The sequence below is a fragment of the Streptomyces avidinii genome (assembly GCF_045161815.1).
Classification (GTDB): domain Bacteria; phylum Actinomycetota; class Actinomycetes; order Streptomycetales; family Streptomycetaceae; genus Streptomyces; species Streptomyces avidinii.
The window spans coordinates 831,932-847,688 of sequence record NZ_CP108863.1; the positions used below are offsets into that span (position 1 = coordinate 831,932).

The 15,757-nt window shown below is 69.0% G+C and carries 10 protein-coding genes and 1 pseudogene; 5 read left to right on the plus strand and 6 right to left on the minus strand.

The features are described 5' to 3' along the window. Positions 1-371: 371 nt before the first annotated feature. The gene (locus tag OG373_RS03850; RefSeq protein ID WP_328787023.1) at positions 372-797 is read right to left on the minus strand and encodes a hypothetical protein; all 426 of its coding nucleotides are present in this window, start codon (positions 795-797) and stop codon (positions 372-374) included. A gap of 672 nt (positions 798-1,469) precedes the next feature. Beyond that, positions 1,470-2,591 (minus strand): annotated as a pseudogene (locus tag OG373_RS03855) (FAD-dependent oxidoreductase). A 666-nt stretch (positions 2,592-3,257) separates the two neighbouring features. On the opposite strand from OG373_RS03855, the gene OG373_RS03860 reads away from it, so the two are divergent. The 3 genes from OG373_RS03860 (at position 3,258) to OG373_RS03870 (ending at position 8,562) form a co-directional block, all read left to right on the plus strand. After that, complete coding sequence (locus OG373_RS03860) at positions 3,258-4,145, plus strand: SDR family oxidoreductase (RefSeq protein WP_405435853.1); 888 nt, start codon at positions 3,258-3,260, stop codon at positions 4,143-4,145. 912 nt (positions 4,146-5,057) lie between these two features. Then, complete coding sequence (locus OG373_RS03865; RefSeq protein ID WP_405435855.1) at positions 5,058-6,152, plus strand: heparin lyase I family protein; 1,095 nt, start codon at positions 5,058-5,060, stop codon at positions 6,150-6,152. 724 nt (positions 6,153-6,876) lie between these two features. Continuing rightward, positions 6,877-8,562 carry an ISAzo13 family transposase gene (locus OG373_RS03870; RefSeq protein WP_405435856.1) on the plus strand — a complete coding sequence of 562 codons (1,686 nt, stop codon included), beginning with the start codon at positions 6,877-6,879 and terminating at the stop codon, positions 8,560-8,562. 57 nt (positions 8,563-8,619) lie between these two features. On the opposite strand, the gene OG373_RS03875 is transcribed toward OG373_RS03870, so the two are convergent. The 4 genes from OG373_RS03875 to OG373_RS03890 form a co-directional block, all read right to left on the minus strand. Beyond that, positions 8,620-9,456 (minus strand): class II fructose-bisphosphate aldolase, encoded by an 837-nt coding sequence (locus OG373_RS03875; protein WP_328787026.1) that lies wholly within the window; start codon positions 9,454-9,456, stop codon positions 8,620-8,622. 105 nt (positions 9,457-9,561) lie between these two features. Then, positions 9,562-10,509, minus strand: a complete 948-nt coding sequence (locus tag OG373_RS03880) for a sugar isomerase (RefSeq protein ID WP_328787027.1) — start codon at positions 10,507-10,509, stop codon at positions 9,562-9,564. A 136-nt stretch (positions 10,510-10,645) separates the two neighbouring features. After that, positions 10,646-11,602, minus strand: a complete 957-nt coding sequence (locus OG373_RS03885; RefSeq protein WP_405435858.1) for a 1-phosphofructokinase family hexose kinase — start codon at positions 11,600-11,602, stop codon at positions 10,646-10,648. Next, positions 11,599-12,549: an ROK family protein gene (locus tag OG373_RS03890; RefSeq protein WP_328787029.1), complete on the minus strand. Its 951-nt coding sequence runs from the start codon at positions 12,547-12,549 to the stop codon at positions 11,599-11,601. Before OG373_RS03890 ends, OG373_RS03885 begins: the two co-directional genes overlap by 4 nt. Positions 12,550-12,997: 448 nt before the next feature. On the opposite strand from OG373_RS03890, the gene OG373_RS03895 reads away from it, so the two are divergent. Then, on the plus strand, positions 12,998-13,798 hold the full coding sequence (locus OG373_RS03895) for a DeoR/GlpR family DNA-binding transcription regulator (RefSeq protein ID WP_328787030.1): 801 nt from the start codon (positions 12,998-13,000) through the stop codon (positions 13,796-13,798). Positions 13,799-14,466: 668 nt separating this feature from the next. Continuing rightward, positions 14,467-15,735, plus strand: coding sequence for an extracellular solute-binding protein (locus tag OG373_RS03900; protein ID WP_405435859.1), 1,269 nt, complete (start codon positions 14,467-14,469; stop codon positions 15,733-15,735). Positions 15,736-15,757 lie beyond the last annotated feature (22 nt).

Below are 15,757 nucleotides of genomic sequence, written 5' to 3' on the forward strand. Positions count from 1 at the left end.
GGTCGCTCCATCCTCCGGGGGGAGGTATCCCGTTCTCCACACCCCGGATCGCCCCGTGGCCTGATGTGCGTGCGTGGTGGGGGTGAGCGGAACGGGCCGATGGGCGGGTACGGGCTCGCCAGTGGCGTGAGCCCGGCCGGAGGGAGGGCAGGCAACCCGGCTCATGCCGTGCCGGGCGGATCACCGGATCGGGCGCGTTCCCGTCGACCCCACTGCCGCGCCCATGAGAGGCGGTGTCCCGAGCGGTGGCGTCCGAGGGGCAGGCGTCCGAGGGGCAGGCAGGTCTGCCTGCATGGGGCGGTCGTGACGGGAGGGGCCGCCCGGCGGATGCCGGACGACCCCTCGAGTCGCTGCCGAGTACGGTGCGCGGATCAGCCGTTGACGGTGAGGCGCGAGGCACCGCCGTTGATTTCGATGGTTCCAGTCAGGGCCGGCACGGTGCTGACCCGGCCGGCCGAGGCGCCCTGACCGGTGTTTCCGTTGGTCCAGACCGAGCCCACGCTGTTTCCGTTCCCGTTGCGGAGGAGCACCCGGAAGACACCGCTCTTGTTGGAGTAGCCGTTGACCCAGGTGCCGCCGCTCTGGCTACGGTGCACGGCAACCCAGTCGCCCTTGTACCAGGAGGAACCGTTGTAGGCCATCGTGCAGGAGATGTCGTCGTACGTCTGCTCCGGAGGACAGCTCCGAACTGCGGTGAGCGCGGACTCCGTGTCGGTGGCCGCGGAAGCGGCTCCGGTGGCCAGGGGGCTCGCGAGCAGTGCGGCGGTGGCAAGGCCGAGCACAAGCTTGGTACGCATGGTGGGACGCCTTCCGTCGAGGTGTGCGCCGATCGAGTACGTCCCGCCGAGTATCGCCAGGCGCCGCCAATGCCGGCTTCGGCGAGCGGTGCACGCTTTCTTGACGTGGAGTGCACGCGTCTTTGCTGGGCGCGTGTGTCCGCCCGGGGCCACGACGCCCTTCGGTGACGCCCAGGCAAAGCGATGCATCGCCGTATGCGAATCCAGAGGGCTGCGTGTGCACCTGGCCGGGTGGGATTGAGGACGGCAGTGAGCCGGTGCTGGGGGTATCGGTGTCGGTTGGCTCTGTTCACGACTTCCCTTCTGGCTCAACTTCCGTGAAATGGCCACGCAGAGCTACGGATTGGCTTGGCCTGGGCTCCAGGTGGAGTCGGAGCGCCCCGTGAGATCGTGCTCGCACAGGAGCCCTCCTTGATCGAACCGGACTGCTTCGCCCTTCTCATAGTCAAGCCAGATGGAGCGGCCCTGGCCCAGCACCTCACTCGGCTGAGCCCGGAGCACCAGCTCATCCTTGACGCGGACACCTGAGAACGGGATACGTTTGTCAACGACTTCGGGAGTCGGTTCATCGCTCGCGCCCGTGATCAATGTCGATGAGTTCGTTCGGGAGCCACCGCCGCCTAAGCTTGAGCGAGGGTGGGACGCAGAGCATCAGATCGGGGCCTGAGTGGCTCATTGGCCCTTCTCGGCGATGATGTTGATCAGGCCCTGGGCCGTGTTGTACTCGTCGATGCCCGGAACCTCTCCACCTTCAAAAGACCTCGGCGCTGCGGGGGAACATGGCCTGCTCGTACTCGGTGAGCGCGGCCTCGACATTGTCGGGGTGCGCGGCGAGGGCCTTGCCGAGTTCGGCGCCGTCGTACATGGCCAGGTTGGCGCCTTCGCCGTTCGGGGGCGCGAGGTGGGCGGCGTCGCCGAGCAGGGTGACCCCCGGCACCCGGTCCCAGCGGTGCCCGGTCGGCAGGGCGTACTGGGGGCGCAGGACCGGCGCTGTGTCGCCGTCGGTGATCAGCGCGGTGAGTTCCGGTGCCCGGCCGTCGAACTCGCGCGCGATCCGCGCGGTGGCCGCGGCAGGATCGGCGAAGTCGATGGCGGCGAACCACTCCTGCGGCCTGGTCAGCGCCACGTAGGTGTGCAGGGTGTCCCGCTTTCCCGGTGGGCGAAGATGTCCCTGCCCGGTGCGGGCGCGATCAGCATCCCGCCGCCGACCGCCTTCGCGGCGGCAGGGTGGCGGGTGTCGGCGTCGAACAGGTACGTCTCGACGAACGACGTGCCGGCGTACTCGGGTGCGGCGGGAGTGAGCAGCGGCCGGACCCGGGACCACGCGCCGTCCGCACCGACCAGCAGGCTCGTGACGACGGTGCCGCCGTCGGCGAACGTCACCTCGTGGCGGCCCCCGCCGACGGGGCGGGTACCGGCGGCCTTGTGCCCCCACCGGACGGTGCCGGCCGGCAGCGAGTCGAGCAGGATCTGTCGTAACTCGCCGCGCTGCACCTCGGGGCGTCCGCCCGTGCCGTCGTCGGCCCTGTCGAGCAGTACGGTTCCGTCCGGGTCGAGGACGCGCATCGCCTGGCGGCCCTCCAGGACGATGGCGTGGAACTCGTCCATCAGGCCGGCCGCCTTGAGGGCGAGCTGCCCGTTGTAGTCGTGGATGTCGAGCATCCCGCCCTGCGTGCGCACCGTCGGGGAGGACTCCGCCTCGTAGACCGTGACCGGGATTCCGTGGACGTGCAGGACGCGGGCCAGAGTGAGTCCGCCGAGTCCTGCGCCGATGATCGTGACGGGCATGTGCATCGTGGCTCCTGGGGATCAGGGCCGCCCAGTGGGCTCCGGCCGGCCGTCTCTGGAACGTTGCCGGACCTCGCCGACAAGCCACCGACATCGAACCGGCAGCCGCCGATAGATGACCGACACCGCACATCAGTCCCGACACCTGCCCGGAATGGGGTTCCGCTCGGCATCCGGGTCGATCGTGCTCATGCTCTCGTTCTCGCATCGCTCCCCGGGCGGCGAAAGCCCGGCCTGCACTGAGGTACAACGAACGGCCCGACGGGCGTGGTGTCCAGCTGCCGTGATCAGGGATGCATGAGCGAGGGGTGCCTCCCGTTCTCGCATGTATCGGCTGTTCGCGCGAGCGTGCAACTCTCAATCTCGTGTCGAAACGACGTCGCAACGCGGATCTGGTACAGATCTTGGGGAGTCGTCGCCGAGCGGTACCCCGATGTTCGAGTGCGAGGAGTCGGGTGTGTGGACGGTGATGGTGCTGGTCATGCAGACCGATGCACCGTCTGGGACTCACTGGTACTCGCCGGTATCGACGAGGCGGATGTCGAAGCGGTTACGGCCGCGTTCGGGACGGTCGAGGTGGCGGCGAGGGGCCGCGCGACCGGCTCTGCATGTCCGGACTGCGGCCGTTTCTCGGATGCATCCTGACATGTCGGCGTCTTATAGTGAGAAACTATGTCTCACTTAAGGAAGTCCCCTCCCATTGTTGTCACCGGGGCCACTGGGACGATCGGCCACCCGGTCGTCGCAGGGCTGCTTGCTGCCGGTCACACGGTGCGCGGAATCTCGCGACACCCGCAACGTGCCTCACTCCCGGATGGTGCGGACGTGGTATTCGGCGACCTGGACGACCCGTCCACGCTGAGGCACGCATTCGACGGTGCCGAGCAACTCGTCCTGATCGCGGTCCCTGAGACCGCTGAGGCGGTCGTCTCTCGCGCAAAACAAGCGGGCGTCGAGCACGTGGTTGTGGTCTCCTCCGCCGCCGTAACGGCCGGCTACGACACGACGTGCAACGCCGTCGTCGAGCAGGCCGTCATGGACTCAGGACTGGATTGGAGCATCGTGCGTCCCGGTGAGTTCGCGACAAACTCACTCCTCATATGGGGACCAGGGATCAAGGTGAGTCGCCGAGCTGTGGAGCCCTTTCCTGATCAGATCGGGCATCCCGTCCATGAGGCCGACGTTGCCGACGTCGTCCTGGCCAACCTGCTCGACCCACACCGCCTCGGACGGATCGACACGATCATTGGACCGGAAAGTCTCACCAAACGCGAACAGGTTGCAGTGATCGCAGAAGCGATCGGAGAACAGATCACGCTCGATGAGGTCTCCGCCGCACAAGCCCGCGACTTCTACCGAGCCCAAGGGGGCTTCGCGGCCGCGAACGCAGACTTCCTGTTCGGGTTCGAAAGCTACGACGGCATCGAAGGCATCACAGATGAACCCCATGACACGAGGGCCCCGGAGGACGATGCCTTCCTCACACTCGACCAGATAACGGGAACTCCAGCTCGCACCTTCCGCCACTGGGCGCACGGTCACGCCTCCGACTTCATTTGAGCGATGGCAGGGCCAAGCACTCTTAGAGGTCGCTTCCTCCCGATGTTTCATCCCGTCATTGGTATTTCATCTGGTTACGCCGCGTCGCGCCAGGAGATGGTGGCTTTGCCGGTGAGGCGGCGGGCCCTCAGGTCGGTCAGTAGCGGGCGGGTTCGGAGCGGTCTACCCCGGGACCGTTGCCAGTTCTCCGTTCAGTCCCAGGAGTTCATCGAGAGGGCGGTCGAAGAGGGCCCGGTGGAGAAGGGCACGCCCTGCGAAGCGGCCCGCGAGCTCGGCTGCAGCCGACCTTTCGTCCGAGGACCGGCTGTCCTCCCGCTCCGGCGTGCGCCGGCCCCAAGCCGTAAAACGCCTCGCTCAGCTGCCGATCGATCCGGCCGCCGACGCGGGTGTCCGCGTCAAGGATGAGCTGGTGATCCGCTGCTCTGCGTGGCCATTTCACGGAAGTTGAGCCAGCACCGAAGTCGTGAACAAAGCCCCCTCCGGCACCGCGTTCGGGGGCGCCCCGATGAATTCGGTCGAGCCGATGAGGCGGGCTGCGGTCTACAGCAGGTGCCGGCTCGGAGCAAAGCGAAGGCTTCCGGACGATCCCTCACCTCGGCAAGGCCTGCCGCCGCCGCACGCCCCTTCGCGGTCGGCTGCGCTGGAACATCACGAACGGATCTCACCGTTCCGCATGCGCTTGACTGCACTGCCTGTTGAGGATGTCATGTGCCAACACGTGCGAACGTGTCTGTTTCTGATTGGTTGCGACCTGCTGTGCGTGGCTGGGCCGTGGACGGCAGTCGTTGTCCCTTCGCTCCGTGGCCACTGGTTGCTGCGCCGCAGTTCACCACCGCATTCCCCTCACCTGAAGGACAGTTCATGCTCCAGCGTTACAGCCCCAGACGTCGGGTCGGCACAGCTTTGGCGGCCGTGTTGGCGGTGGGATTCGGGGCGACCGAGGCCTTCGCCGACCGTGCACTGACGCCCGTCCCCTTCAAGGACGGGTTCGAGTCCGGAGCCACCACCGCGTTTCCCCGCAAGGGCATCGACGGCACCGGAACCGTGGACGTCAAGGCTGCGCCTGGGGGACATGGCGGCAAGGCCGTCCGGTTCGTCATGCCCGACGACGGGAAGTCCTACCGCACCGAGATAGCCACAGCGCGCGTGCCCTACGGAAGTTACCGGTACACCTTCGCCAATTACCTTCCCAACGACTGGATCCGCTACGACGCCCAGACCATCGTCTCCCAGTGGCACGGCGGGGCGGGCACTTACCCCGCGGTCGTCCTCGCCGTCAAGGGCGACCGCTGGATGATGATCGTCCACTGGAAGACGGGTTCAGACCTGGCGGACGAGAGCAGGCACCCGGCCCACGAGGTCAAGTACGACCTCGGCCCGGTACGACTCGGACACTGGAACCAGTGGTCCTTCGACATCACCTGGTCCACCGCCGCCACCACCGGCTCCATCACCGCCCGGCTCGACGGAGCCGAGGTCGGATCGCACCGCGGTCCCAACAGCTACCACCAGGACACCGCCCCCTATCACAAGATCGGTTTGTACCGGCCCAACTGGCAGGCCTGGAAGGGGCACAAGGCAGGCGGCACACCGGCCGTGGTCAACTATTACGACGACGTCACCATCACAGCCATCTCCCCGGGAGCCCCCGTACCGCCGCCGGCCGCGCCCTCCGCGAAGACCACGGCCACTTCCGCACCCGACCGGTCCGGCGCATCGGCGTCCCCGTCGGTGCAGGCACCCGCCTCGGCGCAAGCGCCCGCATCGGCCCCGGCGACGGGACCGGCTGCGCCGGGCTCGGCACTCGACGCCGCGGACGCCATTCCCCTGGACACCGGCTCCGACCAGGACACCGACAACGATGCCGGTCCGCTGGCCGAGACCGGTGCCTCCAGCCACACCCCGATCATCCTCGCCTTCGGCAGCGCACTGCTCGCCGCCGGCCTGGTCCTCGTCTTCCGCAGCCGCGCGGCACGGCGCCGGGCGGGCGGTCGCAGGGGTGACTGAGGCGGGTCGCAAGCGAACCGGCGGTCCGTCCGAGAGCGCAAGGCCCCCTCGCGCTGATGTGGGCGTGGTCCCGGCCGACATCCGCTACGAGGTGTTCGGGCCGACCCTGAGGCTGCCGGTGGCGGTGTGGTCCAGGACGTGTCCGCTCGCCGCGGGAGACGGCTCGTAGCCGGAGTGGGGTCCGGCATCCGCACCAGCCCCCAATACCTGCGTCACCCGCCGGGACGTCCGGCTCATGGCGCAGCGGGTCGCGCGGGCCTTCGACGTCGCCGACGGTACGGACCAGGCCGCCTCCCCGGCAGGAGGCGGCCGACCGGTACTGGGAGGGGACGGTCACCCTCGCGGACAGCGATCTCGACGGCTGCATCACCCAGGGGAGTTCGTCGGCGCCACCCTGGCCAGGCTGTACCAGGACCCGGAGGCGTTCACCCGGATCGCCTTGCCCTGGCACCGGGCGGTGACGCGGTCAACCTCATGCTGGTCGCGCTCGGCGCGGAACCGACCAGGCCCGCCGCGTCGCCGTCGAACACCGCACCGACCCCACCGGACTGATCACCGACGAGGAGATCCTCGCTGCCGTCACCGGCTACTGCACCACCGGCGCCACGCCAGCGGGCCTTCGCCGTACCCGCCTGAAGCACACCGGCCAGGACGGCGAGACACCCCCTAAGGGCTCGCAGAGAATCAAGGTGTTGCTTCCCACGGTTCAACTCGTTGGTGTGGTATGCGCATATCTGGCGAGGTCCGTGATCAACTCGGCCTGAAGTTCGCAGTGTTGTTCCCACATCTGGACGAGCGGCAGCGCCGTCTGCTGATGGGGGCTGAGGCCCGGATCCTGGGACACGGCGGGATCCGGGCGGTCGCCCAGGCGGCCCAAGTCAGCGAGACCACAGTCCGCAAGGGCGTGGACGAGTTGGAGGACGGGGCGGAACCGCTGGGCCGGGTCCGCCGCCCAGGTGGCGGGCGCAAGCGGGCGGCCGAGGTGGATCCAGAACTGCGGCCTGCGCTGTTGGCGCTGGTCGAGCCCGGCATGCGCGGGGATCCGATGTCGCCGCTGCGCTGGACGACGAAGTCCACCCGCAGGCTCGCCGACGAGCTCACCAGGCAGGGCCACCGTGTCTCGGCGGATACCGTCGCCGACCTTCTGCGGGAGGAGGGATTCAGCCTCCAGGCCAACGCCAAGACCCTCGAGGGCGCCCAGCATCCCGACCGGGATGCACAGTTCCACTGCATCAACGACCGGGCCAAGGAACACATGGGCGCCGGCGACCCGGTGATCAGCGTGGACACCAAGAAGAAGGAACTGGTCGGCCCCTACAAGAACAGGGGCCGTGAGTGGGAGCCGAAGGGAGCTCCCGCCCAGGTCAAGACCCATGACTTCCTGGACCGGCAGGGACCCGGCAAGGCGATCCCGTACGGGATCTACGACGTCGCCGCGAACACCGGCTGGGTCAGTGTCGGCACCGACCACGACACGGCAGCCTTCGCCGTTGCCTCGATCCGCCGCTGGTGGCAAGCCCGTGGCAGCCACGACTACCCTCAGGCCGCCCGGCTGCTGATCACCGCGGACGCGGGCGGCTCCAACGGATACCGCACCCGCGCCCGGAAGACCGAACTTGCCGCCCCGGCCGCCGAGACGGGCTTGGAGATCACGGTCTGCCACATGCCTCCGGGCACCTCGAAGTGGAACAAGATCGAGCACCGGCTGTTCTCCCACATCTCCATGAACTGGCGCGGCAGGCCCCTGACCAGCCACGACGTCATCGTGAACAGCATCAAGGCGACCACTACCCACACTGGGCTGAGAGTCCACGCGGAACTCGACCCGGGCACCTACGACACCGGCATCAAGGTCACCGACACAGACATCGACGCACTACCCATGCACCGCCACCGCTTCCACGGCGACTGGAACTGCACCCTCCATCCACAACACGGTGACACGGCCGGCGCGACCGAGGACCCGCGGTCAGCCGAGGGCCTGCCGCCTCAGTCCCGCGCCGGCGGTCTGCGCAACCCGGAGCTGACCGGCATGACCGAACCGGCACTGGACGAACTCGTCGACCAGCTGTCTCAGAAACTCGATGAGCTCCGTGAACACGGGCGGTCACAGCAGCGAGGAGGAGACCGTATCCGGGCTCGCGGAGCCGGCGCCAAGGACAAGTTGACCACCGCCGACCGAGTCCTGGCCACCATTCTCTACCTGCGCAAACTCGGAACACGAGACCTGATCGCCCAGCTCTTCGGCGTCAACGGCAGCACCATCACCAGGGCCGTTCACCAAATCCAGCCGCTCCTCGCCGACCACGGCTGCACCGTTCGACCTTCGACAGCCAGGTTCCGCACACCCGCCGACGTCACCGCGTTCCTCACGAACAGCAACCCCACAGAGATCAAGTCAGCATGTTGATTCTCTGCGAGCCCTAACGAGCTCGTGCATGGTTGGCGGTGCGGCGCTGGGTCGTGGTCAGCGGGCGGCGAGGATTCCCAACAGACGGGCCACCTCGGCCGCGACCGTGTCCCGTGCGGGGCCCAGGTACGTGCGCGGGTCGGCGACGTTGGGGGCCGTTCGCAGACGGTCCCGCACGGTGCGGGTGAAGAGCTTGTTGAGGTGGGTGGAAATATTGACCTTCGTCATTCCTGCGGCGACGGCCTTGGCGAGGTCGGCGTCGTCGACGCCGGAGGAGCCGTGCAGGACGAGTGGTACGTCGAGCGCGTCGCGCAGGCGTGCTATGAGCTCGAAGTCGAGGTTGGCGTCGCGGGTGAGCATGGCGTGTGAGCTGCCCACGGCGACGGCCAGGGCGTCGACGGCCGTGGCCTTGGCGAAAGCGCTTGCTTCGTCGGGGTCCGTGCGGACGCCGGGGGCATGTGCGCCGTCCTTACCGCCGACCTCTCCCAGTTCGGCCTCGACCCATACGTCGGCCCGGTGACAGTACTCGGTGATGTCCCGGGTGGCGGCAACGTTGGCGTCGTAGGGGAGTTTGGAGGCGTCGAACATGACGGAGGTGAAGCCGAGTTCGACGGCCTCGTGGACGAGGTCGGCGGACTCGGCGTGGTCCAGGTGGACCGCCACCGGTACGGAGGACTCTCGGGCGAGGGCCAGGGAGGCCAGTCCGATCGGGGCGAGTGAGCCGTGGTATCGGGCGGTGTTCTCGCTGATCTGGAGGATGACGGGAACGGCCGCCCGCTCGGCTCCGGCGACGATGGCTTCGGCATGTTCGATCTGCACGACGTTGAACGCCCCGACGCCGTAGGCGTCGGCGTGCGCGGGACCGACGATGTCGTCGGTTGTTGTCAGGGGCATGAGGGTTTCTCCACGTCAACTGTTGGTTAGGCGCCCAGAGGGGACGTCGGCGCCGGCGTCGCGGCCGGGTGGGCCCCGGCCCGCGAACGGCAGGGGCCCCGCGCCTCAGGCGGCGTTGCCGAGGATCACGGAGCGGGTGAGGTTGCGGGGGCGGTCGGGGTCGTAGCCCCGGGCCTCGGCAAGGAGCACGGCCAGGCGCTGGGCGACGATCAGGTCCGCGAGCGGATCGAGGGCGTCGGACGCCTCCGTCGAGGCCGAGTTGAAGAGCCCCCCAACCCGCGCGACGTCCGCGGCGAGGCCCTGGGGGGCGGGACCGAACAGCCAGGTGACGCGGCCGGGGCCGGTGATGCTGATGGGCCCGTGGCGGTACTCCATGGCGGGGTAGGCCTCAGTCCAGGCTCCGGCGGCCTCGCGCATCTTCAGGCCCGCTTCGAGGGCGAGGCCGTAGGTCCACCCTGTTCCAAGAAACGTGAACTGTTCGGCGGCGCTCACTTCGGGGTTCAGCGGGAGGTCGAGGGCGCGCCGGGCGTCCTGGACGGCCCGCGCGAGCGGGCGTACCCCGGCCGGCAGGGCGCCTTCGGCCTCCAGGTGTGCGCGCAGCAGGACGAGCGCGGTGGTGGCGAAGCGGGTCTGGACGACCGATTCCTCGTCGGCGAAGTCGAGTACGGCGACACGGTCGGCAGCCGTCATGACGGGCGTGTCCGGGTCGGCGGTGATGGCGGTGGTCGCGGTGCTGCCCTTGACCTTCGTCAACAGGTCGAGGACCTCGGTGGTGGTGCCGGAGCGGGTGAGGGCCACGATCCGGTCGTAGGCGCGAGCGCCGGGGAACTCGGAGGCGGCGAACGCGTCGGTCTCACCGTGGCCACCGCTCTCGCGCAACTGCGCGTAGGCGTGGGCCATGAACCAGGAAGTGCCGCAGCCGACCACGGCGACGCGTTCTCCGCGCCGGGGCAGGACCTCGGTGTGGGAGCGGGCGGACCGGGCGGCCCGCTCCCAGGTCTCGGGCTGCGAGGCGATCTCGACCGAGGTGCGGGAGGTTTCGAAGGTGGTCACACGAAAGTCCTTGCGCTTGAAGTGGCTAAGGGGGTCCGGTGGCTCAGCGTGCTGGCTCACGGCGTACCACATGGCAATAACTGCTTGGATCTTGCGCCTACTAAGCATGAACGCGCAATCAGTCTGCCTTTGACCGTCAATTCGGACGGCGGGGGTTCAGAGGGTCAGGGCTGCGGGACGGCGCCTCCTCGACGGAGACTTCCGGGAGGAATCGGCGGTAGAGGGCGGCGTCCACGTCTCCGGCGACCGGGCAGGGAACCGCGGCGGCCGAGAGGGCCACCGCCTCGCGCATGATGTCCGGCCAGGCGAGGCCGGCCTCCAGACCGGCGGCGATGGCGGCCACGCAGGCGTCGCCGGCGCCGGTCGGGTTGCCCGCGAGCCGCTCGGGGGGCGTCGCTCGCCAGGCGCCCCCGGGCGTGATGGCGTACAGGCCCGACGGGCCGGCGGACGCGACGACCGCGCGGGCCCCTCGCGTGCGCAGCTCGGCGGCGGCCCGCGCGAGGTCCTCGCGACCCGTCGCGTCCACGATCTCGACCGCGTTGGGTTTGACCACGTCAGGGCGGGCCTCCAGCGCGTGGAGGAGGGAGGGGCCGCTGGTGTCGAGCACGGTGAGCGCGTCGGCCGCCGCGGCCGTGGCGATCAGTTGGGCGTAGGCGTCCTCCGGGAGGCCGGGCGGGGCGCTGCCGCTCAGGACGACCACACGCGCCCGGGTGACCAGGGTGGCGTAGTGCCGGGAGAAGAGGTGCCATTCTGCGGGGGTCACGTACGGTCCTCGCCCGTTGAAGACCGTGGCGTCGCCGTCGTCCCGCGAGACGACGGTGAGGGTCCTGCGCGAATCGCCTGCTACTTCGACGAACGCGTCCCGGATACGGGCGGTGCGCAGTCCGTCGCGGATCAGGCGGCCGGTGGCCCCGCCCGCGAGTCCGGTCGCCACAGGAGTGTGGCCGAGGGCGCCGAGGACGCGGGCCACGTTGATTCCCTTGCCGCCCGCCCGTTCGTTCGTGGTCTCGACGCGGTGGGAACTGCGGGGTTCAAGGGCGTCGACGCCCCAGGTGACGTCGAGGGCGGCGTTGAGGGTGACGGCGAGGATCATCGGGCGGGCGCCCCCGTCCGGTGGGCCGCCTGCCAGGCGGCGAGACCCGCGCCGAGGCATCCGGCCCGGTCCCCCAGTTCGGCTCGGACGATGCGGGGGCGGCGGTGGAAGGTGAGACGCGCCTCCAAACCGGCGCGCACGGGGTCGAGCAAGAGCCGGTCGGCCTCGGCGAGACCGCCGCCGAGGACGACCAGTTCGGGTGCGAGTAGGGCGGTGGCGGTTGCCAGCGCGTCCGCCAGTCCGGTCACAGCGCGCGCCCATACTGCTCGCGCCGCGGGGTCGCCCTGCGCGGTCAGGGCCGCGACATCGGCGGCGCCGGCCACGGACCGGCCGGTGCGCGCGGCGTAGGCAGCGGCGACGGCGGCGGCGGACGCGACCGTCTCCAGGCAGCCGGAGCCACCGCACGCACACGCCTCTCCCCCGGATTCGACAACGACGTGGCCGAGTTCGCCGGCGTACCCGCCGGCCCGAATCGGTTCGCCGTCACAAACGAGTGCCGCGGCGATGCCGGTGCCGATCGCCACGAAGAGCACGTTCCGCGCGCCGCGGGCGGCCCCCAGCGCGCACTCGGCTGCGCCACCCGCGCGAACGTCGTGGCCCAGCGTGACAGGCAGTCCGGAACGTTCCTCCAGGAGGGCGGCGAGGGGAAGGTCGCGCCACCCGATGTTGGCCGACCAGACGGCTCGTTGGAGCTCGTCGTCGACGATGCCGGGGACCACCACACCGGCATGGCGCACCCACAGCCCCCGTCCGACCGCCATCCGGTTCAGGGCGAGCAGGGTGTCGACCATGGCATCCAGGACCGCGGGTGGTCCGTCTGCGCGCGGGGTAGGTCGGTGGGTGGTGTCCAGCGGACGCATGCCCTGGTCGAGAAGCGCCCCCTTCATACCGGTGCCCCCCACGTCCAGAGCGATCACGCACTCCTCCTCACGGGTTGCATCGGACATGGGCGGCCCCGAGGTGCGGAGGTGGACGTCCCTCGTCCGGCTCAGCGGTTCCGGAATCCGGGCCCTGCCCGACAGGGATTCGGCGGCTTCGCCCCGGATGCCGAGTGCGGGAAGATTTCCGGCCAAGGCCGAGTGGCTACTTCCATCCATCGATATCGAACCATCCTAGTGACTGGGTTTGCGTGATTGGATCGAGAAGTGAACGACTTCGCGCATGCTCCGTGAGCGAAGTATCCGCGCTCGGGCCGTCCGCGTCCAGGGGTTCGACGCCCAGTCGACGCCCGGACCTTGCCTGGCGTGCACAAATCACCCACGCCCTGCGATGTGCGGAGCCCTGGCGTTACGATCAACTTCGCGCATGCCCCTCGGGGGCGGCGAGCGGGCGCCTCCGGCGGTCCGTCCTCCACTGCGCGGTTCGGTTGTCCAGAGCACGGAGGGGAAGCGGCGCATGTCCAAGCAGGAACGGTGGAGCAAGCTGCTGGAGCTGCTCGCGGTCGACGGCAAACTGGAAGTGGAAGATGCGGCCGCCACGGTCGCGGTGTCACCGGCGACCATCCGACGCGATCTCGACGAGCTGGCCGAGCAGAAGCTGCTCGTCCGCACGCGAGGCGGGGCGATCGCTCACGGCGTCTCCTACGAGCTCCCACTGCGCTACAAGTCCTCCCGCCGGGTCTCGGAGAAGCAGCGCATCGCAAGCGCCGTGGCAGACCTGCTCGGCGAGGGGGACGTCATCGGCCTCAACGGCGGCACCACCACCACCGAGGTGGCCCGCGCGCTGGTGCTCCGGGCGCGCGCGGGAACCACCGAGCGCGGGGAGGGGTCGTCCGGACCGAGGTACACGATCGTCACCAATGCCCTGAACATCGCCGGCGAACTGGCGGTCCGCCCGCAGTTCAAGATCGTGGTGACCGGCGGTGTGGCACGCCCCCAGACCTATGAGCTGGTCGGCCCATTGACGGAAGGCGTGTTGCACCAGGTGGTGCTCGACGTCGCGGTGCTCGGTGTCGACGGAGTGGACCCGCAGCTGGGCGTCATGACGCACCACGAGGACGAGGCCGGTATCAGCAGGCTCTTCGCCGAGCGCGCCCGGAAGGTGATCCTCGCGACGGACTCGTCCAAGATGGGCAAGCGCGCCTTTGCCAGGATCTGCGGCCTGGAGGGAATCGACGCCCTCGTCACCGACTCCGGCTTGGACCCCGACATGGCCGCGCGGTTCACCGAAGCCGGCATCGAGGTCGTCATCGTCTGACGCCCCCGCGCCACCGGGATGACCGGCCAAAGCCCTTGGCCGGCCCGTGCGGCAACGCAGCCCACGGGCACGAGGGGCGCATTCCGCGAGTCCGCGAACCGCGCATCCACCGCCTCGATGTGCCGACGGAACTCTCCCTGCCCTCGCCACCGGCCACGAACCCACAGTCCACCGGCACGGTGACGCGACGACGCGCGCGCCGCTTCGCACCACTCCTGCGTGCGTCGGCGCCCCGTGAACACTTCCAGGTGGCCCCTGCGCGCGCCCGGCCCACCCCCCTTCCGACCCCGCCGGCCTGCCCGCGCGCGGGGACGCCGGCGCCGACGTGTTGCGGCAACCGCCGGGCACCCAGGCGTTCTTGGTGCGTCACGCCCTTCCGGCCAGAGCCACCGCACTCCCCGACCTCCGGTTGACCCCGGACAGAGCTGCGGCCTTCCCTCGCGCAGGGTCCGCCGAGGGGCGACGACTGGCTGGTTAGCACTTTTTACGTAACAGGCCTGGTTTCGAGCCCGCTCCCTCCTGTTTACTTTGCCCACAGCAGATGCTCGTTCATGAGCGAAAAGCCGATTGATCCTTCATTCCCACGCAAGACGCTCCGAATTCTGCTGATCACAGACCCCACTGGGCCGCGTCATCGTGAGCGGCCAGGAGACAAGGCGGTACTGACGATGAACAAGCGGTTGCTCGTGGTGGCGGCCTGCACCGGTATTGCCGGGGCGCTCACCCTCACGGCCTGCGGCGGCGGCGGTGGCGGCGCGTCGGACGGCAGGGACGTGACGCTGAAGCTGGTGGCAGCCGACTACGGCGACAAGGCCTCGAACAGCTCCACGGCCTACTGGAAGGACGTCGCGCAGCGGTTCACCGCCTCCAACCCGAGGATCAAGGTCGATGTCCAGGTGATCAACTGGAACGACATCGACTCCCAGGTCAAGACGATGATCCAGAGCGGCAACGTCCCGGACGTCCTGCAGACCGGCGGGTACGCCGAGAAGGTCGCCGACGACCTGCTGTACAAGGCGGAGGAGGTGCTGTCGGAGAGCACCCGCGCCAACCTGATCGACAGCTTCGCCAAGGCCGGTGAGGTCGATGGCACCCAGTACGGCATACCGTTCGTCTCCTCGGCTCGGGCCTTCTTCTACAACAAGACGGTCTTCGCCCAGGCCGGCATCACAGAGGCGCCGAAGAGTTGGGACGACCTCAAGGCCGCTGCCGAGAAGATCAAGGCGAAGGTGCCGGGCGTGACCCCTTACGCGCTGCCGCTCGGTCCCGAGGAGGCCCAGGGCGAGTCGCTGATCTGGGAGCTCGGCAACGGCGGGGGCCTCACGGACGCCAAGGGAACGTACACGCTGAACAGCCGGCCCAACATCGAGTCGTTCACCTGGCTGAAGACGAACCTCGTCGAGCCCGGCCTGACCTACGCCAACCCCGCGACGACGGACCGCAAGACCGCGTTCGCGGACTTCGCCGCCGGCAAGGCCGCGATGCTCAACGGCCACCCCTCCCTGATCCAGATGTCCAAGGACGGCAAGGTCGACTACGGCGTCGTGCCGATCCCCGGGAAGACGGGCGCACTGGCCTCCACGCTGGGCGTCGCCGACTGGATGATGGCGTTCAAGGACAACGGCCACAAGGAAGAAATCCGCAAGTTCCTCGACTTCGCGTACTCCAGGGAGAACACGCTGAAGTTCGACGAGATGTACAACCTGATGCCCGTCACCGAGGACACCCTCAAGGAGATGACCGGCAGCGGCAAGCACAAGGACCTCGAGCCCTTCTTCACTCTGCTGCCGAACGCGGTCTTCTACCCGCTGGGCGACACTGCCTGGGACGCGATCTCGGCCGAGATCAAGAAGAGCGGCGGAACAGCCGTGAACGACCCGGCCAAGGTACTGGGCGAACTGCAGAAGAAGGCCGAGGAAACCATCTCCGACCAGTAGGCCCCGCGCACCGCACTGTCAC

Excerpts from the sequence above, each read along its gene's own strand:
- OG373_RS03850 (WP_328787023.1), bottom strand. The coding sequence starts at position 797 with ATGCGTACCAAGCTTGTGCTCGGCCTTGCCACCGCCGCACTGCTCGCG.
- OG373_RS03860 (WP_405435853.1), top strand. The coding sequence starts at position 3,258 with ATGTCTCACTTAAGGAAGTCCCCTCCCATTGTTGTCACCGGGGCCACT.
- OG373_RS03870 (WP_405435856.1), top strand. The coding sequence starts at position 6,877 with ATGCGCATATCTGGCGAGGTCCGTGATCAACTCGGCCTGAAGTTCGCA.
- OG373_RS03875 (WP_328787026.1), bottom strand. The coding sequence starts at position 9,456 with ATGCCCCTGACAACAACCGACGACATCGTCGGTCCCGCGCACGCCGAC.
- OG373_RS03885 (WP_405435858.1), bottom strand. The coding sequence starts at position 11,602 with ATGATCCTCGCCGTCACCCTCAACGCCGCCCTCGACGTCACCTGGGGC.
- OG373_RS03890 (WP_328787029.1), bottom strand. The coding sequence starts at position 12,549 with ATGTCCGATGCAACCCGTGAGGAGGAGTGCGTGATCGCTCTGGACGTG.
- OG373_RS03895 (WP_328787030.1), top strand. The coding sequence starts at position 12,998 with ATGTCCAAGCAGGAACGGTGGAGCAAGCTGCTGGAGCTGCTCGCGGTC.
- OG373_RS03900 (WP_405435859.1), top strand. The coding sequence starts at position 14,467 with ATGAACAAGCGGTTGCTCGTGGTGGCGGCCTGCACCGGTATTGCCGGG.